Consider the following 25,245-nt stretch of genomic DNA (forward strand, 5'->3'; position numbering starts at 1 on the left):
CGGTCTAGCCCCCAAGCGACTAACGTTGCAGGCAGACAACTGAACGAGAACACCCAAAAGGAACACGCATGGCATTCTCCAGGATTTTCGCGCACCGCGGAGCCTCATCCTTGGCGCCTGAAAACACGATCGCCTCCTTCGCGAAAGCAGCGGAGGTCGGTGCCCGCTGGTTCGAATTCGACGTCGACGTCATCGGCGACGGATCTTTGATCGTCATCCACGACGATAAGCTTCAACGCACAACGACCGGCAAGGGCGGCTACTACAACCTCAGCTTCTCCGACATTCGCACACTTGACGCCGGAAAGTGGTTCTCTGACACCTACCGGTTCGAACGAATCCCAGAAGTAGCTGACGTCATCTCATTCGCCAACTCGGCAAACATGGGCATGAACCTCGAGATCAAGCCCTGCTATGGTGGCACCGAACTTCGCGAAAAGCTGATCGAGAACCTCGCTGTTGCAGTTGATTCGGTCGCGAACACTGAGCGCTTCATCGTTTCTTCCTTCGACCACGAGGCCCTCGCACGCTTCCACGCTATGCGACCGAACATTAAGCTCGGTTGGCTGTTCGACCGCGAAAACCAACCCGGCCCTACCTGGCAACAGGGAGCTGATCTGCTGAGATGCACCGCAATTCACCCCGATGTCAACGGTCTCACCCCTGAAGAGGTCAAGGAAATGCGCGACGCAGGCTTCGACGTCAACGTCTGGACAGTCAACGATGTGGATCAAGCTCAGGAGCTCGCATCATGGGGCGTCACCGGTATCTTCACCGATCGCCCACAGGACTTCCCCGCTGAAGCACACGCGCTCTAAAACGCGCGTTTTAAAGTGCCACATTCCTGACGTAACGCACCGGGGTCGGCAGTTCGAATGAACTGCCGACCCCGGCCTCGTCAATAAGCAGTTGGCGCGATCATCACACGAGGACGCATCAATCGCAAGCGATACTAGCGGTCCTCTTTCGCACGCAGGTAACGCGACAGCGACAACTCTGCCACCGAATCAAACAGCAGAATAGCGCCGAGCACACCACCGAACTTCATCCAACCACGACGCGGAGCCTGCGCGCGCGCCGCGAGGGTCAGCAACGTCGTGCCGACGATAGCCTCGGCACCGGCAAAATACTTCACCAGATGCGGACGATCGACAGCGATTGAATGGTAGGACTCCCACAGAGGCTGAGCCGGTGAATCCGGTTCCTTCAGCATGATGTCCACGCTGCGACCGATCGCGTTTGAAATACCGCGAGCCATGTGGAGCTTCGCGCCTTCAACCTCATCGGCATCAATATGCCCCAGCAGGAAGCCCGCAACGGACTCGGGCAGACCAAGCGCCTTCACCGCAGCGACAACAGCGTCATCACCGAACAGGGACGTCGACTTGTACAGATCGTCAACGTTCGACCCGTTCACCGCGTCCGCAATCTTCTTCAAATTCGGACGTTCGCCGACGAGATCCAGGATCTCGTCGTCAACCTCTGTCGGCACATTGTGCGCGCCCGGAATGATCTTTGAGTCCATCGCCCAGTTGTGAATAACAACGTGTTCCAAGTGGTCATCCGTGACCAGGAAAATTTGGAACTCATCATCCTGCTTCGACAGGGTTATCAGTGGCAGTTCACCGAAGTTCCAACCGGCTTTTTCAACCGGAAGCTCAGCAAGAAGCAGGCGCTGGCCACCATTGCCCTCAAGATCGGCAAGATCGATACCCTCAAGCGCTGCAAGCAACGGCACCGACGACGCAGGTGTATTACCAATCTCAACGATTCGCGAGGATTCTGCCGGCTCATCGTCATCCAAGTCGTCATCCCACACGTCAGCAAGCGGACTGCCCCCTTCGGGAGTATGGTCCACGACCACGGTCGAAATACGGACTTCGCCCTCAAAACGGGATGCAAGCTCTTCGGCAAGATCCTCGATTGTGGGACCTTCAGAAATCGTATTGTCACGAACAACGCCAAGACGACCGCCAGAAACAGCGAAGTCAACGCCCACAAAGTGCGGGGCAGACGGATACCACTCGACTTTCGCTAGGATGGCGCGCTCATGCAACTCATTGATAACGGCCTTGGGATCAAGACCCGCGCCGATGATCATGCCTTCAACTGAAGTCCACACCTGGCCCATAGCGACCACCCTTCTTACGTCGAACTGTTCTAATCTCATCACGTTTCACCCGCGTTGTCGCTATCTGAGGCACTCTTTCAGCGAAAGCGCGCAAAACTTCCAGTGTGGCCGGACAAAAGTGCGCCCTCACGCATGCGAAACAGGGCTAAACGCGGAAAGGGCCCGCAGCCGTAGCTGCGGACCCCGTCCGTTGATCAGGTAAAAGATCAGGCCATCTTGGTTCCGACGGAACCAAGACGCTGGCAAGCCTCGACGACGCGAGCAGCCATGCCTGCTTCAGCAGACTTGCCCCACGAACGCGGGTCGTACTGCTTCTTGTTGCCGACCTCACCGTCGATCTTCAGGACACCGTCGTAGTTGCGGAACATGTGCTCCACGACCGGACGGGTGAAGGCGTACTGGGTGTCGGTGTCGACGTTCATCTTGATGACGCCGTTTTCGACTGCGAGGGCAATTTCCTCTGCGGTCGAACCGGAGCCACCGTGCATGACCAGGTCGAACGGACGGTTGTTCTTCCAACCAACCTTTGCTGCAACCTCTTCCTGGATGGTGCCCAGAATTTCGGGACGAAGCTTGACGTGACCCGGCTTGTAAACACCGTGGACATTACCGAAGGTCAGAGCGGTCAGGTAACGGCCGTTCTCGCCAAGACCGAGGGCCTCAACGGTCTTGAGTGCATCTTCGGTGGTTGTGTAGAGCTTCTCGTTGATTTCGCCGACAACACCGTCTTCTTCGCCACCGACAACGCCGATTTCGATTTCGAGGATGGTGTTTGCCTTCTGGGAGAGGGCGAGGAGTTCCTTGGCGATCTCCAGGTTCTCGGCGAGCGGAACAGCGGAGCCGTCCCACATGTGCGACTGGAAGGTCGGCAGATCCTGGGTTGCTTCAATCTCCATGAGCGGGCGGATCCAGGAATCAATATTCTGCTTTGCGCAGTGGTCGGTGTGCAGAGCGATGGTCACGCCGTAGTTCTTGGCGACCTCGGTTGCGTATGCAGCGAGGGCGAGCGAACCGGTGACGCGGTTCTTGATCGTCGAACCGGAAGCGTATTCAGCGCCACCGACGGAAATCTGAACGATACCGTCAGATTCTGCCTCGGCGAAGCCCTGGATAGCAGCGGTAACGGTCTGGGAAGAGGTCACGTTGATCGCGGGGTAGGCAAACTTGCCTTCCTTCGCGCGGTTCAGCATCTCGGCGTAGACCTCAGGGGTTGCGACAGGCACAGGAGCCTCCTATTCGAACGACAGATTTGTCACTGGCTATTGTTCCACACATCGCAAGTTTCATGTGAGGTAGGAAGTCCCTATTTCCTGCACATAAGTGCCTCTAAGGTGGACTTTTGCCCGTGCAGGCAACAAAAAAACAGCGTAGTTTTAGCTTCGCCATCCCGGCCTCGCCGATGAGGAACGAGGCCGCGCACATCACTGAAGCGTCAGGCCAAACTGGACGCGTGCGCCCACATCGCGATTGCCGCCGCGTGGCCAACATTCATTGAGCGCGTCGATCCTCGCTGGGTAATGTGGACGATCACCTCGGCAAGGTCGCTCATTTCCTGGCTCAAACCGGAGGATTCTTCGCCGAAAATCAGGCACGCTCGCTTCGGCAGTTCAGTGGATTCCAGTGGCTTGGAGCCCTCCACGTTATCGACGCCGACGAGGCTCATTCCGCGCTCTGCGCACGATCGGGCAAGGTCTTCGGGAGTCTGGCAGTGATCGATCTGCAGGTAGCGGTCAGTCACCATTGCCCCGCGACGATTCCAACGACGACGCCCGACGATGTGGACTCGGCTAGCTCCTAGCGCATTCGCAGTGCGCACGATAGACCCGATATTGAAGTCATGACCGAGGTTCTCGATTGCAACCTCGAACGGGAGCGCATGGGCTGCGATGTCTTCGCGGATCGCGTCCATCGTCCAGTAGCGATACTGGTCTTCAACGTTACGATGATCGCCGTTCTTCAATAGTTCAGGATCGTACTTTTCATCGGTCGGAAGCTCGCCAACCCACGGACCAACACCGGGCCTGCTTTCAGAAGCAGGCGTGGCCTCGCCCCCCATTGCACCACCGGAGAGCGCACGGTCTAGCACCTGCGCACCGCGCTCATCGGCGCTGACGACATCCTGATAATCATTACTCACGGGCATAACGATAGCGTCTTGCATTACATAGCACGCACAAGCGGGGGAAATAATGGCACGATTAAGACATGTCTCCACGTCATGCACTCTTGTCACAAGATGAACACATTGTCCGCCGTATGCGCACGCACTTCAAAGCCATCCTGGGCAATACGCTGGCTGAGCTGGTTCTGATCATTGTCGGCGTCTTCGCGTCGGTCTACCTACCGACTGAGTGGGCGCCCTACAGCCACGAGATCGTCTGGGCAATCGTCATCGTCGCGACATTCCCGATCTTCATCATGCCGTTCATCCGCTGGCTCACCACGACCTTCACGCTGACCACGAAGCGCATCATCACGCGCCACGGCATCATCAATAAGAAGGGTCACGACCTGCCTATCACGCGCATTTCCGACGTAGCAATGGACCGCGACTTTATCGACCGCCTGTTCGGGTGTGGCACTCTGACTCTGCAGACCAGCGCAGACGACCCGCTTGTCCTGCACGATGTTCCGCGCGTCGAATACGTTCAAGTTGAAATCTCGAACCTGCTGTTCAACGACATTCACGGCGCAATCGTCGCAGATCCCGAATAGACCCTTATCCATGTCTTTCCCCGATATTCCACATAGGATAAAGACATGACTGATAACGAAATCGCGCCCAAGGCGCTCACTGACATGCCACCTGTTTCCGCATGGCTTTCCGACATGGACGGTGTTCTGGTCAAGGAAAACCGCGCGCTTCCCGGAGCTCAGCAGTTCCTTGAGGCACTGCGCGCCAAGAACATGCCATTCTTGGTTCTGACGAACAACTCAATCTTCACCAACCGCGACCTGTCTGCTCGACTTGAACGGTCCGGTTTGGATGTTGCCGAGGAGCATATTTGGACTTCGGCAAACGCAACCGCAGCATTCCTGTCGCAGCAGTCACCCAACTCGTCCGCATTCGTGATTGGCGAGGCCGGACTGACGACCGCGCTCCACGGCGCCGGCTACATCATGACCGATCAGGATCCTGAGTACGTGGTGCTCGGCGAGACACGTAACTACGACTTCAACGCGATTACCCGAGCAATCCGACTGATCGAAAGTGGCGCAAAGTTCATCGCCACCAACCCGGACGTCACGGGTCCCTCGGATGAAGGCACACTGCCCGCCACCGGTTCGATCGCAGCAATGATCACCGCAGCCACCGGTAAGCGCCCCTACTTCGTCGGCAAACCGAACCCCGTGATGATTCGCGCAGGTCTGAACAAGATCGGCGCTCACTCTGAGCACGCTGCAATGGTCGGCGACCGCATGGACACGGATATTCAGGCGGGTGTTGAAGCCGGTCTGCGCACGCACCTTGTGCTGTCCGGCTCAACGTCAATCGAACAGGTCGAACAGTATCCATACCGCCCATTCGGAATTCACGAGGGTATTGGTGAGCTGATTGAGCTGGTCGAGGCAATCGCCGGCTGACCGCCTGTTTTCCCTTCTCGGGCTGAATGCTCGAGCTCTTGACGATACTGCCCCCAGCCTGAAGTGAACTGTCCTCCGGAAGAAAACTGAATAAATCAGTCCAACTTCCGGGAGACAGTTCAAAGGTTGGGGGCACTTTCGTATACGGCCGGCTACGGAGCGAGAGATGTGGCGAAAGCGTCCCATCCTCTATGCCCACCTACCGTCACCTCATCCTCTATGCCCACCTACCGTCTAGACTGTGAAGCATGACGAATGACTCTCAAAAAGCCCGCCTGTCCGAACTCGTCAAGGAACTCGCCGTCATCCACGAAAAGGTGACTCTGGCTTCCGGTCGCGAATCTGATTTCTACGTTGATATGCGTCGCGCAACGCTTCATCACGAAGCTGCGCCCCTGATCGGCCACGTCATGCTCGATCTTTTGGAAGAATCCGGTTTCGCTCCGGGCGAAGACTATGTTGCAGTTGGTGGCCTGACCATGGGAGCAGACCCCGTTGCAGCCGCAATGATGCATGCCGCTTCTTCGCGTGGCCTCGACCTTGATGCTTTCGTTGTGCGCAAGGCTGCCAAGGATCACGGCATGAAGCGTCGCATTGAGGGGCCGGACGTGGTCGGCAAGCGCGTGGTTGTCCTCGAAGACACCTCGACCACTGGCGGTTCACCTCTGGAAGCTGCCACTGCTCTGCGTGAAGCAGGAGCCGAGGTCGTTGCTGTTGGAGTCATCGTTGACCGCGCAACTGGCGCTAAGGAACGCATCGAGGCTGAGGGATTCCCCTACTTCTATGCGCTCGGTCTTGAAGACCTCGATCTGGCCTGATTTCACGGTAGGAATCTGATGCGAAATCAACTCTTTCCGGGACGTTGCTCAGTGTGTTTGAGCGCGGTTGCAGGTCTCACGCTTACTCTTGGCGCATGCTCACCATCGCCCAAGGCAAGCCCACAATCTGCCCCCACAGCGCAGTCAATCGGATCTGAGGCTGGAGCGGGGATCTATGCCGATCCTCAATCAACCCAAGCGCTTCCCGAGATGAGCGCTCCTTCAGCGGGCTGCCAAGCGATGGATGACATTCTCGTCCAGGCACTCGAGTCCTTACCTGAAGGACAAGCCTTTACTGAAGCAACAGTCTCAGGCAATTCCACCACTGCAACTACCGCGTGGGCTTCTTTCGTCAAGGCTTTTGCCTCGGCACAAACTGATGCTCTGGTGCAAGCAGGATCGGTGGATTCCACTGGTACTCATGCAACGGAGGCGTTCAAAGCGTACGCGGATGCAAGTGCGCGCCTGTCTGATGGCTCCTTAAACGAATACGTTGATGATCGGGCTGCAGAAGAAGCAATTAAGACCGGGAAGATGCCCGAGTTGAACCCCGAATATGCATCAACTGTGGAGCTCTTCAACTCCGCGCACATCACCTTGACCGACTGTCTTCCGCACTGGCCAATCGTGTTCTAAGACAGAGTTCCAAGGCAGATCTCCAAGGAAAATCTCAAGACCAGTAAAGATCTCAAGACCAGTAAAGACTCTCGCTTCCCTATACTGACGAACGAGGCCCCTCAGTTTCCTGAGGGGCCTCGTTACGTGCCGGCAAACTGGAAAGCTACCGACCTGCTAGATCACGATTCTCTTTACGGGAACGGGCGAATGACCCACGGTGCGGTGTTGGAGTATCCGTAGCTAGTCCACACGGAATCAACACGAGCCGGATTCCCCATCCAGTCGGTGTGGACAACCCGCTCATTACCCAAGTAGAGCGACACATGCGTCACTACGCCACCCGACGTGTAGAAGATCAAGTCACCACGTTGCCTTTGCGACAGCGGAAGATATTGGAATCCGGAGTAGTTGTAGAGCTCCTGCGAGGTGCGATAGTCAGGCCACGCATGCTTGAGCACGTTAATCGGTTGTGGATCAAGGCCACCTGCGTGTAGTGCTTGAAGCACCAAACCCGAACAGTCAAAGCCCAAGTTGTACGGGCCAGCTCCACCCCAAGTGTAGGGCGATCCCACCTGCGCCAAGGCGTAGGAAATCATTGCTTCAATGTGTTCGGAGCGACTTGCGCTAACCGAAACGGTCGGCGCAACTTGATACTGGTCGACATACCAGGAATACCCGGTTCCCATCGCGTTCCATGTGCGCTCATCGACGACGCCCGTTTGTGGCAGGCCCGCTCGACGCTGGAAGTTACGCACTGCCGACATAAAACTACTGTCAACGGACGCCAGCTTCATCGTGTGCCAGATACCTAGGCGCTGTTGAACGATTCTGACTTTCACGCCGTTCATGCCGTAGGTCAGAGTATTGGTAGCCCATCCAAGGGACTGAATTGACATTGTCGGTTGTAGATAGCCGGCAGGAGCTTGGTAGTTGACCCATTGACCCGACGAGAGGAAGTTGTACCATTTCCCGTCGATCGTGCGACCAGCATTCGCCATGATGCCTGTAGACGGTTCCAGGTAGTACCAATCTAAACCAACCCGTTGCCATCCAAGACCGACTTCACCTGAAGGCTTGCGGTAATGCCAGCCATCTGCGCGCTTGTACCATCCGGTCAACATCGCGCCGTTAGATGCGAACTCATAGGAGTTCCCGCCGATAGTTCGCTCGCCTGTCGCCATGATGCCCATAACGGGATCAAGGTAGTACCAATCTAAACCAACCCGTTGCCATCCAAGACCGACTTCACCTGAAGGCTTGCGGTAATGCCAGCCATCTGCGCGCTTGTACCATCCGGTCAACATCGCGCCGTTAGATGCGAACTCATAGGAGTTCCCGCCGATAGTTCGCTCGCCTGTCGCCATGATGCCCGTAACGGGATCAAGGTAGTACCACGTACCTCGATCATTCAACCAGCCGTAGGTTTCGTACCCGGATGCGTTGAGGTAACGCCAACCGTCAGAGTTTGATACCCAGCCGGTCTTCATCTTGCCATTGGCATCGAAAGTGTAGGTCCTGCCACCAATTGACTTGGAAGCATTTTCAACCATGACGCCATTTGATGGATCGAGGTAATACCACACCCCATTCAGACCCAGCCAGCCGAGGTACTCGACGCCATTGGAATCAGAATAGCGCCAGCCTTCCTTCAACTTGGTCCAGCCGGTAGACATTGCACCCGAAGAGTTGAACACGTAGGTGGTTCCATTGATCGCGCGTCGGCCGGTCTGCATGATTCCCGTGGACGGATCAAGGTAGTACCACGTACCTCGATCATTCAACCAACCATGAACTTCAACGCCGAACGTAGTCGCGTAATGCCACCCATCGGGCATCTCAACCCAACCGGTCAACATCGCGCCGGAGGCATTGAAGAAGTAGGTTTCGTTTCCCACTTGCTTCTGGCCGGTGACCATCTGTCCCGTTTCAGAATCGAGGTAGTACCACGTACCTCGATCATTCAACCAACCTGTGGTAAGAGCACCAGACGCGGATGCGTAGAACCACGAATCAGAGTTGCGGAACCAGTTACTTGCCATGGTCCCGTTCGCATCGAAGTAGTAGGTGGAGCCGTTAATACGCGCCCACGAGTCTTTCAGGAGCGTCCCATCGGGTTGCTTCCACTGCCAGACGCCGGAGTAGATCCATGAACCTTCAGGGGATTGCAAAGGTTCGTGGGCAGTCGTCTTTTTCGGGGTAGCGACAGGAGCTACGGTTTCAGCTCCTAGAGGTGAAGTACCCTCCTGATTCTGCGGGTTTTCTTGGGGATCGCTCTGGGTTGCGACGGTCAAAGGTGCGCTTTCACCGTTTTCGTCAGCAAACGTGGCGACGTTCGTCGACAGGACAAGCCCAGAGATAACACACGCGCTTGCCAATGTACGCCACGGGACTTGGTGTGAAACTCTCATTGTTCCCCTTGTATTGCAATTCCGTAGATGGCACCAAGATCAGCCACATTGGATTACTAGTAAATACTACTCAGGAATCACCTTATCGAATGGCGCACGTTACTGTACAGCAGCGAATCACGACGAAATGAGCACGTCGACTTCCGGACTATCCAGCACATCGAACAATTTCACGTTCGGGGTTGCGCGGATTTTACGAGGACGACCAGACGTTCAGGAACGCCATACTCCAGAAGCGTCGAAGGAGTAGGTTTTTCCACCAATATTCTTCGAGGTGTTTGCGACCATGATGCCCGTTGAGGGATCCATGTAGTACCAGTAGCCGTTCACGATTGCCCAGCCAACAGCCTCGGCACCACTGGTTGAGGAGTAGTGCCAACCATCGCTCAGACGTGCCCAGCCGGTAGACATTGCACCCGAAGCGTTGAACACGTAGGTGGTTTCATTGATCGTGTGGCGTCCGGTCTTCATGATTCCCGTGGACGGATCAAGGTAGTACCACGTTCCTCGATCATTCAACCAGCCGTAGGTTTCGTACCCGGATGCGTTGAGGTAACGCCAACCGTCAGAGTTTGATACCCAGCCGGTCTTCATCTTGCCATTGGCGTCGAAAGTGTAGGTCCTGCCACCAATTGTCTTGGAAGCATTTTCGACCATGACGCCATTTGATGGATCGAGGTAATACCACGCCCCATTCAGACCCAGCCAGCCGAGGTACTCGACGCCGTTGGAATCGGAATAGCGCCAGCCTTCCTTCAACTTGGTCCAGCCGGTAGACATTGCACCCGAAGAGTTGAACACGTAGGTGGTTCCATTGATCGCGCGTCGGCCGGTCTGCATGATTCCCGTGGACGGATCAAGGTAGTACCAGGTGCCGTTCAGCTTGAGCCAGCCGAAGACGCGGTCACCTAATGCGTCGATGTAGCGCCAACCTTGCGACATGGAGACCCAGCCGGTCTTCATCTTGCCGTCAATGTCGAAGAGGTATAGCTTTCCGTTGATGATCTTCTCCGTGTCTGCGATCATCTTGCCGGTCGTCGGATCAAGGTAGTACCAGGTTTCGCCGAGCTTGAGCCAGCCGGCGGTGTGTAGGGCTCCCGCATAGCCTCCTGAAGGCTGGAAATAGTACCAAGTGCCATCCTCTTTGTACCAACCGGTATTCATCCAGCCTGTTGATTCAAAGTGATAGATGTGCCCATTGATTTTTGCCCAGGTTGACGCAATCTGGAGACCCGTGCCATTGGCAGCCCAACGCCAATCGCCACCAATGTTCTGCCAGTTTCCTCCGGACGGGGCGTAGGGAGTGGTGGAGGTTGTCACCGTTGAAGGGGAGAAAGGATTTACGCCCGACTGCAGGTCCATCTGAGCTGCTTGCGGAATACTTACCCCTGTTGCACTCTGCGCGGAGTCGGCGCTTGTCGCTTTTACTCCGGGAATGATGAGCGCGGCAGCTACGAGGCCAAGCAGAGCCGTTCGCTTCGTCATACGCAGTTTCATTGGCGAGTTCTTCCTTCAATCGACTGATCGTTGATGGGAGTCAACAGACACACGTCGAGCAGACATGTCATTACAGAGTATCGGTGAACAAAATGAGGGAGCAAGAGCTAAACCACATTATTATCACCAATCACATTAGTAACAGTAGCCCCATTAAGTGCTGGTATGCACTCACATATGCGGAACAGCCCGCATCACACGACGCGTCAAAGAACGCGGAGCAAACTTCATCAACGCCATCCCGACCTTCGCAGGAACAGTCGGCGTGACCAACACTTTCCCGCGACGCACCGCGTCAAGGCCAGCAGTCACAACTTCCTCAGGGGTCGCCAAGAACGCACCCGGCATCTCTTCCATATCGACACCAGCCTTTGTAAAGAATTCAGTACGAACCGGCCCCGGCATAACAGCGGTAGCAGTCACTCCCGAGCCTCGTAATTCCTCCGACAGGCCCTCGGTGAACGCAACGACCCACGCTTTATGCGCGGAGTAGGTGCCCGCCCCTGTTCGCGACGCTACCGACGCCGTGTTGATGATGGCACCTCGGTGACGCACGCGCATCGACCGAGCTGCATGATGCGACAACACCATCACCGCACGAACCATGACATCCAAGCCATAGAGCTCAGCATCAAGGTCGTTGTCAGGGAAGGACGTACCTAGCCCGAATCCGGCATTATTCACCAGCAGATCGATGGGCTTCAGAGCCGAAGCGCCCACTTCAGCACCACCCACATCCAGACGCTCAGCGACGCGAGCCAGCTGGTCAGGATTCGCCAAGTCAGCGACAATCACCTCTGCGTTAATCCCCGCGTAGGCGTGAAGTCGCTCCGCAAGCTGGTGCAATGTCGCTTCACTCCGTGCCACCAGGACCAGATCATGGCCACCTGCAGCCAGTTGCCAACAAAACTCTTCGCCAATGCCCGACGTCGCGCCGGTAACAAGTGCAGTTCCCATGAGATAAGCCTACGAGGCAAAGCACGCCATCGTCAGGGACCTTCACCCGCAACTACCGCAGGAGCGAAAAAGACTGACAAACAGGTCTTTGGTGAACAAGCGCGGTCAATCCCTGAACAAGCGCGGACTCAAACCCCGAACAAGCAAGGTCGGAGCCTGCCGGCTAGGGTTTATCCCATGAGATTTGCTACCTGGAACGTCAACTCCATCCGCACCCGCGTCGATCGCGTCATCGCTTTCCTTGAACGCTCGAGCACAGACGTACTGGCGATGCAGGAAATTAAGTGCAAACCCGACCAGTTCCCCGTCGACCAGTTCACCGAAGCGGGGTACGAGGTTCGGATTCACGGCCTGAATCAGTGGAATGGTGTTGCGGTAGCCTCGCGCCTACCGATTCTTAAGGTCGAGGATCATTTCGCGGGCCAACCCGCATTTGGGAATCCTCCGGTTGTGGAGGCTCGCGCACTCGGCGTTACTGTCGAATCGCCCGATAGCTCACCATTCACGATCTGGAGCCTGTATATCCCGAACGGTCGTGAGCTGACCGACCCTCATTACGTCTACAAGCTCGAGTGGCTACGCGTCTTGAAGGAAAACGGTGTGAAGTGGCTGTCTGAGGACCCGAAGGCGCAGATCGCCATGGTCGGTGACTGGAATGTCGCCCCCTTTGATGAGGACGTGTGGGACATGACCGCATTTGCCGACGCCACCCACGTCTCACAGCCCGAGCGCGACGCATTCTTTGCTTTCGCCGATGACGGGTGGGACGAAATCACCCGCGACCGCGTCACCAACTACACCTACTGGGATTACCAGAAGCTACGCTTCCCGAAGAATGAGGGCATGCGCATTGACTTTGTGTACGCCTCCCCCGCGTTGGCGTCGCGTGTGGTTGAGGCTCAGATCGATCGGGATGAGCGTAAGGGCAAGGGCGCGTCGGATCATGTGCCAGTCATCATCGACATTGCCGACTGACCACTTGGGATCAGAACCGCCTTCGCGCCTGACAGTTAGGCATTCACGAGGCCCTGCAATTGGGCGTTGAGCTGCGACCATTGTTCCTTATGCCAGGGGCCGAATTCTTGTGAACCAAGGAACGCTGCGGTCGCGTCGTGTTCACGGTCAACCCAGAGGAACGAGCCTGAGACTCCGAAGTGGCCGAATGTTGTGGCCGGGGCATCTGGGGCGGTCCAGTGCGGGTTCTTCGTTCCCCGGATTTCAAGGCCGAGTCCCCACGGGCACGGGTTATGCCGACCGTATCCGGGGACAACGCCCGCGAGGTTGGGGAACTGCGGGGTTACCGCTTCAGTCGATAGCGCATCGCTGATCAAAGTTGGATGCAGGAGCTCCTGGCCGAGGATCAGCAGGTCATCAATACTTGCTCGCCCAGAGCGTGCGACTGAACCGGGAACGTCCGCCGTTGTCATGCCCAGAGGCTCGATCACGGATTCTTCAATCCATCGACCGATGTCTGTTCCCGTTGCTTCGGCAACCGCATCACCAAGGATCTCGAAACCGGCGTTGGAGTAAACACGTCGTTTTTCGACGCCGAACTGTGCATCGCGAGATTCTGCGGGCAAGCCCGAGGCGTGAGCCAGAAGGTGGCGAATCGTGGACCCTTCGGGACCAGCCGGATCGCCCAAACTGATAAAGCCTCGCTGGACTGCAACCAACGTTGACCATGCCATCAGAAGCTTCGTGACAGACGCCAGCGGATAGACGGTCGACGTGTCACCAACCTTGACCAGGGTCTGTCCCCCAGCATTCAACGCATACGCATGAGCAAAAGGAATATCCATCAGTTCGCTCGTGATCACTGCCATGCGTGTCCCCTTCTGCGTTGTGACGCTCGCTCGATTGTTCGGGCCGTGCTGTTATCGGTGTGCCCCCCTATTCTAAACGCGCCCTTATCGGCCACGAGTTCTGGTGACAAGCGCACGTGTGGGGCGCGCGTTGAAAACCCGCGCCCCACACGGCCTCGTGAATCAATCAGCAGGAGAAGATGTCCGGCTCTTCACCTTCTGCGACTACCTGCATCGACAGAGTCTCCAAGTCTTCGGAAACATCGACGCGAACGGTCGAACCATCGCCAACCTCGCCGGCTAGAAGCATCTTCGCCAGCTTGTCACCGATTTCCTTCTGGATCAGGCGACGTAGCGGACGAGCACCGTAAGCCGGGTCGTAGCCAATCCGGGTCAGCAGACCGCGGGCAGGCTCGGACACGTCGAGCGTGATGCGACGGCCCTCAAGACGCTTCGCGAGCTGGCCGACCATCAGGTCAACAATGCCAGCCAAGTCATCCGCCGACAGCGGGTCGAACATGACCGTCTCATCCAGACGGTTTAAGAACTCCGGCTTGAATGCATGACGCACCGTCTCCATCACCGCATCAGTCTTCATCTCTTGCGTCAAAGACTGATCGGATAGGAACTGCGAGCCAAGGTTCGATGTCAAAATCAAGATCGTATTCCTGAAATCAACCGTGCGACCCTGACCGTCAGTCAAGCGACCATCGTCGAGAACCTGAAGCAGAATGTCGAAGATCTCCGGATCAGCCTTTTCGACCTCATCCAAAAGGATCACCGAATACGGACGACGGCGAACAGCTTCGGTCAGCTGACCACCCTGCTCGTATCCAACGTATCCCGGAGGGGCGCCGACGAGGCGCGCGACCGAATGCTTCTCGGAGTACTCCGACATGTCGATGCGAATCATCGCTCGCTCATCATCGAAGAGGAACTCCGCCAGCGACTTCGCCAGCTCCGTCTTACCGACACCCGTCGGACCGAGGAACAGGAACGAACCGGTCGGACGATTCGGATCCGCAATCCCCGCACGGGAACGCCGAACCGCATCGGACACCGCCGCGACGGCCATCTTCTGACCAATCAGTCGATGCCCGATCGCATCTTCCATGGTCAGAAGCTTCTCGGTTTCCGTCTGTAGGAGCTTACCGGTCGGGATACCCGTCCAGGACTCCACGACTTCCGCAATCTCAGCCGGCCCAACCTTCTCTGCGATCATCGGCTCGCCGGCTGCTTCATCTTCCGCTTCAGCGTTCGCCTCGGCTTCGCCAATCTGGCGTTCGACCGCGGGGATTTCACCGTTCTGAAGCCTTCCGGCTTCTTCCCAACGATTCTCACGGATAGCAAGTTCCAACTGAGTACGCAGTTCATCCAGCTGAACGCGCAGATCACCGACCTTGTTATGCCCGGCCTTCTCTGCCTCCCAGCGTCCAGTTAATGCAGTCAGCTCTTCCTGCTTATCAGCGAGGTCCGCACGAAGCTTCTCTAGGCGAATCTGGGTCGCTTCATCCGTCTTATCCGAATCAGATTCGGTCAGATAGGATTCTTCCATTCGCAGACGATCCACCTGGCGACGCAACTCATCGATCTCGATCGGGGAAGAATCAAGTTCCATCCGCAGACGAGACGCAGCCTCATCAATCAAGTCGATCGCCTTATCCGGCAGTTGACGCCCCGTGATGTAGCGATCCGACAAGGTTGCCGCCGCAACGAGCGCACCATCGGAGATTGTCACCTTATGGTGAGCCTCGTACTTCGGCGCAATACCGCGCAAGATCGCAACCGTATCCTCAACGGACGGTTCGCCGACGAAAACCTGCTGGAAACGACGTTCCAGAGCCGGGTCCTTTTCAATGTTCTCGCGATACTCGTCCAGCGTGGTCGCGCCAACCATGCGCAGTTCGCCACGCGCAAGCATCGGCTTGAGCATATTGCCAGCATCCATCGCACCTTCAGACCCACCACCGGCACCGACGACCGTGTGAAGCTCGTCGATAAAGGTGATGACCTGCCCGTCAGAGCGCTGGATTTCTTCGAGGACAGCCTTCAGACGCTCCTCAAATTCACCGCGGTATTTCGCGCCTGCCACCATCAATGCCAGGTCGAGAGCAATAAGCGTCTTATCCTTCAGGGATGCCGGAACATCGCCCGCGACAATACGCTGAGCCAACCCTTCGACAACCGCAGTCTTACCCACACCGGGCTCACCGATGAGGACAGGGTTGTTCTTCGTACGACGCGACAGTACCTGCACAACGCGACGAATCTCCGCGTCACGACCGATCACCGGGTCGAGCTTGCCTTCGCGAGCAACCTCGGTCAGGTCTCGCCCGTACTTCTTGAGAGCTTCGAAGCTCCCCTCCGGGTCAGGTGATGTAATCGGATTCGGACGGAGCGTCTTCAGAGCTTCCTCCAAAGCGGTGGGCGGTGCCGCGTTGTGAGAAAGAATGGTGCCGGCCTCACTCTTTGACGCGGCAAGCGCAATCATCAGGTGTTCAGTCGACACATAAGCGTCGCCAGCCTTTTCTGCACGCTTCTGAGCGTCGTTGATGACTCCCATCAGAGCCTGGTCTGCCTGAGCGTTTTGGGCGGTCGAGCCTTGAATACTTGGCAATGCGAGCAGAGCGTTACGCGCTCTCGCGCCGATCGTCTTACGGTCGGCACCGACAGCATCGAGAAGCGCCGTCGCAATTCCTTCGTTCTGAGTCAGCAGAGCATTCAAAAGATGCAGGGGCGTAACTCCCGGGTTGCCAGCTGCCCTGGCTGACTCGAGCGCAGAGCCAATAGCTTCCTGCGCTTTCGTCGTGAATTCGTTGGTCATATTTCCTCCAGTGACGCATTGCGTCGAGATATGGGCACGTGGCGATCCCACGTGCGTCTGCATATATCAACGCTCCAAAGTTGAGTCTATTCCACTCAACTTTATTTTTCTCGCCGAAAACTCAACTTCCACCCCTTCCGCTTCCCCATTCACGAGGCCAGCTACTCACCCTTAGCTGACAAAGGTGATCTGACAAGCGAAAACCCCGCCCGACACATGCCGGGCGGGGCCTCGTCCATACAAACTGGATCAGGCGGTAGCCACATCCTCACGGCGCGCCATTGCAGCCTCGAAATCCTTCGTCCCCACGAAGATTTCATTCGTGTACGGGTTACGGCCAAGCTTGCGCGAACGGTAGATCACGTAGCCGAGAGCCAGAATGTTGGCAGCCAGAGCGAGAATCGAAACAAACAGGTTTACATTCGGATTATTCACGGACTGAACCGAGAAATTCGAGTAGTCCTGGAACGCGGGAACAACCTGCGCGAACATACACCAGAGAGCCAACGTATTTGCACGATTCTGGATCCAACCACCCTTATTCCAGAAGGCGTTGGCAACCGTCGGTGCAAGAAGCAGGGCAACACCGCAGTACCAGGCGTGAGTCGGCAAACAGTTGTAGGTGTAGCAGAAGTTCCAGAGGTCGTAGGCGACAATGAACACCCACGTCATGTCTGGCCAGAGCATGTCCTGCTTCTTTCGAGAAGCGTAGATACCAAACCAGCCGGTCATCAGGAAGATATTGATCAGACCCGCGATGCCATTGAAGACATTGTGCCAACCGCCCATCAGCGTGACACCTTCGGAGGAAACCCAGGTCGTGCCGAATGCGCGGAACGCCGACTCAAAATCAGAGACAACGGCAATCAGAATGTTGATCGCAACAATAACGAACGGGAAGCACTTGAATGCATGTGAACGACCGATTTTTCCCCAGCCATACTTCAGCATCATGAAGCCAATACAGCCAGCAGTTGCCGCATAGAGCTTCGCATAGTGGAACCAGCTATTCATGTGCACGTAGGTCGGGTTATTGAGCGCCCACTCGGCACCCTGTCCAGCACCTACGTAGATCGCAATGAAATAGACCGTCAAAATAGCCGGCAGTACAAGGAAACAGAAGATGCCTCCCGCCTTTGTACGACGCGCGATCTCATTCGCTCCGATGAGCGCAGCGAAAACTAGCACCCATCCAATCCACTGATATGCGGCATGTTCGCCGTAGACCTCGAACAACATTGTTCTTGCCTTCCTTGCACTCACAGGACGCTGAGTCGTGACACGGACTCAAGAAATGAAGGTCCACCCTTCGGGGTCAAGATCCAGATTCAAAGCGCGCGCCACTACAGATATGAACTGACTCACACAGTCTAGGGCCAACATTTACACCCTGTCAATCACTGTTTGAGCTCCGCGCATTCCCTCAATGAAGAAATCCTTCATCAATCGAGTTGAACGAGATCGTCAATCTGGAGGGTGTGGGCGACGATTCGTTTAACCGCCGCTTCGCTGATATCCGGGCGCGTTCTCATCAGGGAGATCAGACCGACGATAAGCATGTAGAAGGTCTCGTAAAGGTCACCAATTTTGATCTCATGGTGTCGGCGGAAATCTTCTACGGTGTTATCCACAATGAAGTGCGCGATACGGTCGGCCGCGCGGTCAATGAACTGCAGATACAGTTGCCCGTTCCCAGTCCCCGCCAAGCTCATGCTGAATGGACTGTCTTGATCGATGATCGAACACATAAGATGCACTGCGTCATCAAGAGCTTTATCAACGTTTCCGAGTTCTCGCCCCTCGTTCCACTGACGAACCTGAGCGAGAAAGTCATCAATCACACTGTCGAGGACCGCCGAGGCGGCTTCATCTTTGGTCGCAAAGTAGTGGTAGAACAGGGAGCGCGTGAGGTTCGCTCGCTTCGAGATTGAAGAAACCGTCATCGCTGTAGCCCCACGCTCAACAATCTCAGCTCGGACAGCGTCGAGGATGTGAGAACGCGTCGTTTCACCGCGCTCATTCAGCAGGGGATAAGCTGTAGCCCGCGATGTGAGCGGAGTGTCCATCACATCCCCCCCCCCTTTAATAAATGACTGTGTCTGCCACATGATCGGCAGAGTTCCTACGCTAGTGTCGCGAACAGCGCACTATTCGCTGTAGTCGCCGTTCATGTCAGATTCCGATGGAGCTGGGCCAAATTTCTGATCTACTTCCTCAAAGAAGGCGGAAATTGTGCCGATTCCGCATTTGCACTGAGTAACAAGCTGCGCGTCAGAAAGCCCCCACTCACAGTCCAAGTTCACTTCTGCCAGAATTCGAATCTCTCCGTTCTTTTCAGTAAACGAAGCCATCGGCCACAGGTGAGTCGCATGCCAATCTTCAATCAGTAGCTCGACTTCTGACCTCAGCTGAGCATCAACGGGGGTGCTTCGAAAGGCAATAATTGTGAAGATTTCATTCTTCTTGCCGGTGATCCGGAACACGTACTGATTCGAATCGAAACCTGTCACAAAGTCACCCTCGTCGTCGATCTCCCAATTCCAACCCTGTGAGTCAAAAAAGAACCCGACACGTTCAAGGGTGACTGGACGAGTCAGATCCAGCTGATCGGGCTGGTCCGAACGATCCTGCACATCATCTGCCGAAGAAGCTCCCCTACCTTGGTCTTCCCCGTTGTCATCTTCACTGGGAACCTGAAGGGACTGGAGTTCTTGCAGGTCTGCGTCTACATCTAGGACGAGGCCGTCTTTGGCAGAAGCATCCTTTTGCACTTCATCTGCTACTTGGGCATTCAAGATCTTCCTAATTCGATCAAAGATTCCGCTCATAACGACAGCTCCTCGTTCAGTGCTTCAAAGAATTGCATCCCCGTGCCAAGCGCACAATCGATCTGCTGGTAGAGCTGTTCGTCCGTTGCTCCAGACTCCCAGTCAACAGTGTTCTCTACTCGAATATTGACGACTCCCTGATCGTTAAGGGTCGAGCAGACTTTCGGCCAGAGGTGCTTCCTATGCCAGTCAGCAATAAAAGCACGTGCCTCTGGTAGACGGTCCGGATTGATGGGGTTACCCCAGCCACCCAGGATATGGAGAATCTCTTGCTTCGTTCCAGTCAACAAAAAATAAAAGGTGTAGCCATTCCAGCGACCACCCAAATCGCCTTCATTATCAACGAACCACGTCCAGCTACGTTGATTGAAAAGATCCTTCAGGCGGTCTTGAGTTACCGGGGTAGGAATCTTCAATCGATCTGCGCTGTTTGACTCGATGTAACCCATGCTTTCCTTCCCCTTTTTAACGAAATTACCGTTTATCTCTACCAATAACGCTAAGAAACGCATTGTTTCACGATGTCGATACCTGCGCTGAACCGTTCTCCATTCAGGGATGAGCAGTCATCCCAGGCAATCACGTGCCATGGCATCGTTGCCGACCCACCATTGTTCCCAGTCTAGAAGAGACCATGTAGAAATCATTTTGCATTTAGCGTCAATCTGGTGTGTACATGGTCCATGTCAGAATCTTGATATGAATGCTGGCGTCTTCTTCATTTAAAGCCCAAACAGCGCCATGCACCCTCGTGGGCATCCCTCTTCCAAACGCTCGGCGACTGACAGTCCCGGAAAAGAAACACGAACGCCCTCGCAGTTTTTCAGTGAAGAGGATCTTCCCTGTCACTCTGGAAGAAGCGAACCAAGAAGAACCTCGTCGACGCCGAGGAAAACACCCAGGGTGGACGTGAGGGCGAGGCGGTATCACTACCAGCCTCGCCCTCACGCGAAAGAAACTGTCAGGACATCACTGCCACTGATACGGCGAACCTATCTGAGTGGCGCGGATTTGCGAACGCTTACGATTCGTCACCACCAGCCAGATGATGCCGGCAATCAGTAGGATCAGACCAAGAATTCCGATTCCCGTCGCCCAAGCAACTCCCGACATTCCAGCCCCCACCAAATCGTCGGCGGTAACACCAGAAATTGCCATCAATCTAGTGGTTTCACCCTCACATTCAACGACGTAATTTCCGGGCGCCAGACCATCAATGTAGAAAGTGTCCGTCGCACTCGTCGTCATCTTATATTCGGTGTCCGTTTCAACCGAGGTGACCTTACACGAGTAGAGGGTGCCCGCGTAAGCCGAAGGATCCGAACGTGAGGCCGTCACCATCAGCGATCCGCCGTCACCGATGGTGATTGTGTCGCCAGAGCGGATCTCATTCGTTCCAGCAATAACACCGTCAAGATCGAGACCAGCCAGAGCGCCCACCAACAGGGAAATCGGGGCAACGATAAACATCATCAGCAAGCCAACGACCATCATGATGATCGAACCGGCACGGCTAGGAAGCTTCTGAGGCACACCCGGCATCGGCATTCCAGCAACGTTGGGGCCACCAGCCTGTTGGCCGCCATAGGGCTGTCCCATCGGCTGATTCATCGGCTGACCCGGGTACTGAGGTGCATCAGAATTCCACTGCGCTTGCGCACCCTGCGGGTAGCCCGCGCCACCATCATTGAACGTCCCACCCGCGTAAGAACCGTAGGTTGGATTCGATGAACCGGAGACCTCGCCGTACTGAGGCCACGGTGTTTGGGATGAAGCCTGAGGGGCTTGTCCGTTGAAACCGGTCGCGAAACCACCATTCGGCTGGCTACCAGTCGGATCGGTGTTCATTTCAGGGGTCATCAATCCTCCAGATCGATAGTCAATTCTTATCCATCGTATCGGTGAAGAAGCGCCCTGTCTTTGGGGAGCAACCCCGATCAAACCCTGATTTTCCGTAGACAACAGCGCAAAGCACGCTGATCAGCGGCACGCAAAATCCAAACGTTCAGCGCGCAGAGCTTCGACGCCTGGAACATCAAGTGGCGCCAGTTCAAGCCCTGTAGCGCGAGTAAGAAGCAAGTCGGCAAGCTCAGGATTTCGAGCTAAAACGGGTCCATGCATATAGGTAGCAATAACGGATCCTTGAACGACACCATCGTAGGCAATAGGCTCCGGTGTCATCCCTTCGGGAGTTCCGTTGCCAACGCCCGCAATGACGCGACCAAGCGGACGCGCGTTGGGCCCAAGAACCGTCCCACCACCGTGGTTTTCAAAACCGCTCATTGGCTGGGTCAGTCCTTCAAGAAGGGGTTCACAGACAAGCTCGCCAATTGCACGATGCCCCTGCGGATCCGTGGTGACATCAAGAACGCCGAGGCCTTCGACTCGCTCGTCGCGCGCATCGCGATACCAGTGCCCCAAAACCTGCAATGAGGCGCAGATGGCAAGAAGTGGCTTGCCGGCGTCCAAGGCGTGAAGCAAGCCCGAGTCGTCGCGGAATTTCTGAGCCGCCAGTGACTGCGCAGTGTCTTCGCCACCGCCGAGAGTGTAAAGATCCAGTTCTGCTGGGATGTCTTCGTTCAAAGACACTGTCACTAGTTCCGCATCGATACCTCGACGGCGGGCGCGCTCTGCCAGAATCAGAGCATTGCCCGTATCTCCGTAGGTGCCCAGCACGTCGGGAAACAAGACCCCGATTCGCAGGGTTGATTCACTCATCGTCCACCCTCCTATCGTCCAGTTGCTGATTTCTGGCGAGCATCAAGGATTACTTTAAAGTCTCGAAGAGCCGTGTAGTTCAGCAACATTTCAACCTTGCCGGGCTCAAGGAGCTTCAAGGCGTCCATGGGTAGTGGCGCAAGATCGCAGTGAATTCCCGCGTATTCAAGGCGGACGGCCAAGTCGGCGCCTCGTTCACCGCACGCGACAATGCGACGATCGTCGGACGCGGACAACACGGAGAAGTCGACATCCCAGAGCCACGAGAGATCCTGCCCGTCCGGAACCTGGCCGTTGACTGCAATCACGACCTGTTTGACACGCGGGTCAACCATCGTCATCGCTTCTTGCCAGCCTGCCGGATTCTTCGCCAACATGATGCGAGCGCGACGCCCATCAACGTCATGAATGGAATAGCGTCCGGCAACCTGACGCACTTGACCGATCGCGTTGGCGGCCACCTGCGGATCAATCCCCAACGCGACCGCGGCCGCTACCGCCTGGGCAGCGTTGCCAAGGTTTGCGCGCCCCGGGAGCTGCAGGTGCAAAGGAACGCGAACGTCGTTTGGTCCGTACAGAATTGCCGAGGGCCCGCTTGCTCCTTCCGGCATCAAATCGATGTTGCCGATTGTCCAGTCTGGCGTGGGACGCTGGCGAAGTTCGGGGAGTTCTTCGCCGAGGAAAGCTTCAATGAGATGCCACGAATCGGAGTCACGAACAACCCTGCCACCGCGCGGATAGGCCACGGAGTCGTCTCCCCATCCGGCGCCCGCGGCAACCCAGACAACGTTTCGCGCTTCGCAGGCTGCCGACACGATCAGCGGATCATCACAGTTCGCAACAACAAGGGAATCAGGGTTTTCTTCAACTGCCTGACGCAGACGGCGTTCAACCGAACCAATTTCACCGACGCGATCCAGCTGATCGCGAGACAGATTGAGGAAGACAAAAACTTTGGGCGAAACGTGCGCTGCAACGGCGGGCACGTGCATCTCATCAACTTCGAGGGCCGCGTGTGGCGCGGTCGGCGTGCTCATCAGCGCGGTGATAATACCCGAGCCCATGTTGTCGCCATTCACGTTCGAGGCAACCTGACCTGCTGTTTCAAGGGCCGCGCGAACGAATCGGTTGGTCGTTGACTTGCCGTTCGTCCCTGACACGATCACGGAGTCCATCGGGACTGCAAGTTCCGACAGAATATTCGGGTAGATACGGCTGGCGACTTCACCGCCGATCATTCCGCCTGATCCTCGTCCCAGAATTCGCGAGGCCGTGCGGGCAAGTGTGCCCGCACCGAGTGCAAGTTGGGCGCGCATCGGCAGTCGGTGCGCCGACGAATCGTGAGAACTCATGGGGTAACCCTAACGCGAGTGTAGAACTATCTGCGCAAATACACTTCGGGGCGAGCGTGACTATTGTCAACGCTCGCCCCGAAGATGCAGAGGTTATGGCGATTAGTCGACGACGGAAATCGTCCCGTCGATCACCCTGACACCCGAAGGTCCTGCTTCGATAACAGCCCGGATTGTGCGTTCCGGGTACGGGCTTGCAGTACGGATTGGACGCCAGATAGAGATTTCCCTCCCTTGCCCATCGCGGGCAGAAGGATTAACCCACGGGCGCTCACCGCGACGCATCGGCGACACCACGCCGTTTGCGGACGCGGCGAAGACTCGATCTTGACGAGCTTCAAGTTCTTCGATCCGCTGGCACAGCGCGACGCGCTCAGCTTCGAGGCTTTCCACTCGGCGTTCAAGTTCAAGGATCCGCTGGATTCCAGCAAGATTGATGCCTTCATCCTGGCTCATCCTCTGTACCTCGCGCAGACGTTGAACGTCGCGTTGCGAGTAGCGACGTCCTCTGCCCTTTGTGCGCGCGGGCGTCACCAAACCGAGGCGATCGTATTGACGAAGAGTCTGCGGGTGCATGCCTGCAAGCTCAGCCGCCACTGAAATAACGAACGTCAGTGCGTCATCAGAATCGGAAGAACGCCGCCTGACCATCGGTCACTCCTTCGCCTTCTCCATCAGGGTGGCTCGCACGTCCTGGTGATCAAAAGAGTCAGCAAGTGCCTTCACGGCATCTTTCTGTTCCTTGGTCAGGTGGTCTGGAACGGCAACCATGATCTCGATCAGCAGGTCACCCGTGTGCTTCGCGGTTTCAACACCGCGTTTGCGCACGCGTAGAACCGCGCCTGATTGAGTTCCAGCAGGCACCTTCACAGTCACGGTATTCCCATCGATCAGTGGAACGTCGATCTTCGTACCCAAGGCCGCTTCGGCGAACGTCACGGGAACTCTCACGCGCAGATTGTCGCCATCCCGGGTGAATACCGGATGGGGCTCAACGTGGATCGTCACCTGAAGGTCGCCGGACTGGCCACCGTTTTCCCCGGGCATTCCTTTGCCACGAAGACGAACCTTCTGACCTTCTTTAATGCCTGCGGGGATACGAATAGTGTTCTTCTTCCCGTCGACTTTCATGGTGAGCGTTGCTCCCTTGAGCGACTCACGGAAAGTGATCGACGTCGACGCGATTCGGTCGGCGCCTTTCCTGGGACGTGGCGGGGTGTGACCAAAGCGGGTACCAGCCCCGTAGCTCGGCTGAGGGCCGCCGGCGTTGAAGCCACCGGCCGCCCCACCGAACATTCCGAAGAGATCCTCGATATTGACTCCCGAACCGGAAGTTGAGAAGTTGAAGCTAGTGCCTTGACCACCGAACATCGACGAGAACGCATCTGTGAAGCCGGCGCTACCCGGCCCACCGGCGGAGAAGCGAGCTCCTCCACCCATGGCACGGATCGCGTCGTATTGCTTACGCTGTTCCTCGTCAGACAGCACCGCGTAGGCTTCGCCGATTTCCTTGAACTTGGTTTCCGCCTTTTCATCACCCGGATTCTGGTCGGGGTGATACTGGCGAGCAAGCTTGCGGTAGGCCTTCTTAACCGCTGTTTGGTCGGCATCTTTTGCTACGCCCAGCGTCTTATAGAAGTCTTTTTCAAGCCAATCTTGTCCGCTCACTTTCACTCACCTCCATCATTCTTTGAGTTTGGGCGGATA

At 56.3% G+C, this 25,245-nt stretch carries 23 protein-coding genes; 6 read left to right on the forward strand and 17 right to left on the reverse strand.

Annotated features, from left to right (window positions below):
- Nucleotides 1-68: 68 nt before the first annotated feature.
- Nucleotides 69-818 (forward strand): glycerophosphoryl diester phosphodiesterase, encoded by a 750-nt coding sequence (locus QP503_RS00170; RefSeq protein WP_285100931.1) that lies wholly within the window; start codon nucleotides 69-71, stop codon nucleotides 816-818.
- A 134-nt stretch (nucleotides 819-952) separates the two neighbouring features.
- Here the strand turns inward: QP503_RS00170 and QP503_RS00175 are convergent, their stop codons facing one another.
- The 3 genes from QP503_RS00175 to QP503_RS00185 form a co-directional block, all read right to left on the reverse strand.
- Nucleotides 953-2,131: a hypothetical protein gene (locus QP503_RS00175; RefSeq protein WP_179369939.1), complete on the reverse strand. Its 1,179-nt coding sequence runs from the start codon at nucleotides 2,129-2,131 to the stop codon at nucleotides 953-955.
- A 206-nt stretch (nucleotides 2,132-2,337) separates the two neighbouring features.
- Nucleotides 2,338-3,354 carry a class II fructose-bisphosphate aldolase gene (fbaA, locus tag QP503_RS00180; protein ID WP_006680244.1) on the reverse strand — a complete coding sequence of 339 codons (1,017 nt, stop codon included), beginning with the start codon at nucleotides 3,352-3,354 and terminating at the stop codon, nucleotides 2,338-2,340.
- A gap of 209 nt (nucleotides 3,355-3,563) precedes the next feature.
- Entirely contained in the window at nucleotides 3,564-4,187 is a 624-nt protein-coding gene (locus QP503_RS00185) for a TrmH family RNA methyltransferase (protein ID WP_285084596.1), read from the reverse strand.
- Between the two features lie 149 nt (nucleotides 4,188-4,336).
- Between QP503_RS00185 and QP503_RS00190 the strand changes: the two genes are divergently transcribed.
- The 4 genes from QP503_RS00190 to QP503_RS00205 all read left to right on the forward strand — a co-directional run bounded on the left by QP503_RS00190 (nucleotide 4,337) and on the right by QP503_RS00205 (nucleotide 7,170).
- Nucleotides 4,337-4,846: a PH domain-containing protein gene (locus tag QP503_RS00190; protein ID WP_285068172.1), complete on the forward strand. Its 510-nt coding sequence runs from the start codon at nucleotides 4,337-4,339 to the stop codon at nucleotides 4,844-4,846.
- A gap of 45 nt (nucleotides 4,847-4,891) precedes the next feature.
- The gene (locus tag QP503_RS00195) at nucleotides 4,892-5,716 is read left to right on the forward strand and encodes an HAD-IIA family hydrolase (protein ID WP_006680247.1); all 825 of its coding nucleotides are present in this window, start codon (nucleotides 4,892-4,894) and stop codon (nucleotides 5,714-5,716) included.
- Nucleotides 5,717-5,964: 248 nt separating this feature from the next.
- Complete coding sequence (gene pyrE, locus QP503_RS00200; protein WP_006680248.1) at nucleotides 5,965-6,534, forward strand: orotate phosphoribosyltransferase; 570 nt, start codon at nucleotides 5,965-5,967, stop codon at nucleotides 6,532-6,534.
- A gap of 18 nt (nucleotides 6,535-6,552) precedes the next feature.
- On the forward strand, nucleotides 6,553-7,170 hold the full coding sequence (locus QP503_RS00205) for a hypothetical protein (RefSeq protein ID WP_285068175.1): 618 nt from the start codon (nucleotides 6,553-6,555) through the stop codon (nucleotides 7,168-7,170).
- 173 nt (nucleotides 7,171-7,343) lie between these two features.
- Here QP503_RS00205 and QP503_RS00210 read toward each other — a convergent pair whose 3' ends face one another.
- The 3 genes from QP503_RS00210 to QP503_RS00220 all read right to left on the reverse strand — a co-directional run bounded on the left by QP503_RS00210 (nucleotide 7,344) and on the right by QP503_RS00220 (nucleotide 12,014).
- Nucleotides 7,344-9,560: an NlpC/P60 family protein gene (locus QP503_RS00210; RefSeq protein WP_285100934.1), complete on the reverse strand. Its 2,217-nt coding sequence runs from the start codon at nucleotides 9,558-9,560 to the stop codon at nucleotides 7,344-7,346.
- Between the two features lie 213 nt (nucleotides 9,561-9,773).
- Entirely contained in the window at nucleotides 9,774-11,045 is a 1,272-nt protein-coding gene (locus QP503_RS00215; RefSeq protein WP_285100936.1) for a hypothetical protein, read from the reverse strand.
- A gap of 183 nt (nucleotides 11,046-11,228) precedes the next feature.
- Nucleotides 11,229-12,014 carry an SDR family NAD(P)-dependent oxidoreductase gene (locus QP503_RS00220; protein WP_006680253.1) on the reverse strand — a complete coding sequence of 262 codons (786 nt, stop codon included), beginning with the start codon at nucleotides 12,012-12,014 and terminating at the stop codon, nucleotides 11,229-11,231.
- A gap of 177 nt (nucleotides 12,015-12,191) precedes the next feature.
- Here QP503_RS00220 and QP503_RS00225 point away from each other — a divergent pair, with 177 nt between their 5' ends.
- The gene (locus QP503_RS00225) at nucleotides 12,192-12,989 is read left to right on the forward strand and encodes an exodeoxyribonuclease III (protein ID WP_006680254.1); all 798 of its coding nucleotides are present in this window, start codon (nucleotides 12,192-12,194) and stop codon (nucleotides 12,987-12,989) included.
- 35 nt (nucleotides 12,990-13,024) lie between these two features.
- Here the strand turns inward: QP503_RS00225 and QP503_RS00230 are convergent, their stop codons facing one another.
- The 11 genes from QP503_RS00230 to QP503_RS00280 form a co-directional block, all read right to left on the reverse strand.
- Nucleotides 13,025-13,837, reverse strand: coding sequence for a serine hydrolase domain-containing protein (locus QP503_RS00230; RefSeq protein WP_006680255.1), 813 nt, complete (start codon nucleotides 13,835-13,837; stop codon nucleotides 13,025-13,027).
- A 166-nt stretch (nucleotides 13,838-14,003) separates the two neighbouring features.
- Nucleotides 14,004-16,640 (reverse strand): ATP-dependent chaperone ClpB, encoded by a 2,637-nt coding sequence (clpB, locus tag QP503_RS00235; RefSeq protein ID WP_285084419.1) that lies wholly within the window; start codon nucleotides 16,638-16,640, stop codon nucleotides 14,004-14,006.
- 249 nt (nucleotides 16,641-16,889) lie between these two features.
- Entirely contained in the window at nucleotides 16,890-17,879 is a 990-nt protein-coding gene (locus tag QP503_RS00240) for a DUF5692 family protein (RefSeq protein ID WP_006680257.1), read from the reverse strand.
- 203 nt (nucleotides 17,880-18,082) lie between these two features.
- Nucleotides 18,083-18,706, reverse strand: a complete 624-nt coding sequence (locus tag QP503_RS00245) for a TetR/AcrR family transcriptional regulator (protein WP_006680258.1) — start codon at nucleotides 18,704-18,706, stop codon at nucleotides 18,083-18,085.
- Nucleotides 18,707-18,787: 81 nt separating this feature from the next.
- A complete protein-coding gene (locus tag QP503_RS00250) occupies nucleotides 18,788-19,468 on the reverse strand; it encodes a YbjN domain-containing protein (protein WP_006680259.1) in 681 nt (226 codons plus the stop codon).
- Nucleotides 19,465-19,917 carry a type III secretion system chaperone family protein gene (locus QP503_RS00255; protein ID WP_103632488.1) on the reverse strand — a complete coding sequence of 151 codons (453 nt, stop codon included), beginning with the start codon at nucleotides 19,915-19,917 and terminating at the stop codon, nucleotides 19,465-19,467. The genes QP503_RS00250 and QP503_RS00255 overlap by 4 nt, the downstream gene beginning before the upstream one ends.
- Before the next feature lie 520 nt (nucleotides 19,918-20,437).
- The gene (locus tag QP503_RS00260; protein ID WP_006680261.1) at nucleotides 20,438-21,328 is read right to left on the reverse strand and encodes a hypothetical protein; all 891 of its coding nucleotides are present in this window, start codon (nucleotides 21,326-21,328) and stop codon (nucleotides 20,438-20,440) included.
- A gap of 120 nt (nucleotides 21,329-21,448) precedes the next feature.
- A complete protein-coding gene (locus tag QP503_RS00265; protein WP_006680262.1) occupies nucleotides 21,449-22,186 on the reverse strand; it encodes a type 1 glutamine amidotransferase in 738 nt (245 codons plus the stop codon).
- Between the two features lie 11 nt (nucleotides 22,187-22,197).
- A complete protein-coding gene (locus QP503_RS00270) occupies nucleotides 22,198-23,538 on the reverse strand; it encodes a Mur ligase family protein (RefSeq protein ID WP_006680263.1) in 1,341 nt (446 codons plus the stop codon).
- A 102-nt stretch (nucleotides 23,539-23,640) separates the two neighbouring features.
- On the reverse strand, nucleotides 23,641-24,189 hold the full coding sequence (locus tag QP503_RS00275; protein WP_006680264.1) for a heat shock protein transcriptional repressor HspR: 549 nt from the start codon (nucleotides 24,187-24,189) through the stop codon (nucleotides 23,641-23,643).
- Nucleotides 24,190-24,192: 3 nt separating this feature from the next.
- Nucleotides 24,193-25,206 carry a DnaJ C-terminal domain-containing protein gene (locus tag QP503_RS00280; RefSeq protein WP_285084420.1) on the reverse strand — a complete coding sequence of 338 codons (1,014 nt, stop codon included), beginning with the start codon at nucleotides 25,204-25,206 and terminating at the stop codon, nucleotides 24,193-24,195.
- Between the last annotated feature and the right edge of the window lie 39 nt (nucleotides 25,207-25,245).

Source organism: Pauljensenia sp. UMB0895 (genome assembly GCF_030218905.1).
Lineage (GTDB): Bacteria > Actinomycetota > Actinomycetes > Actinomycetales > Actinomycetaceae > Pauljensenia > Pauljensenia turicensis_A.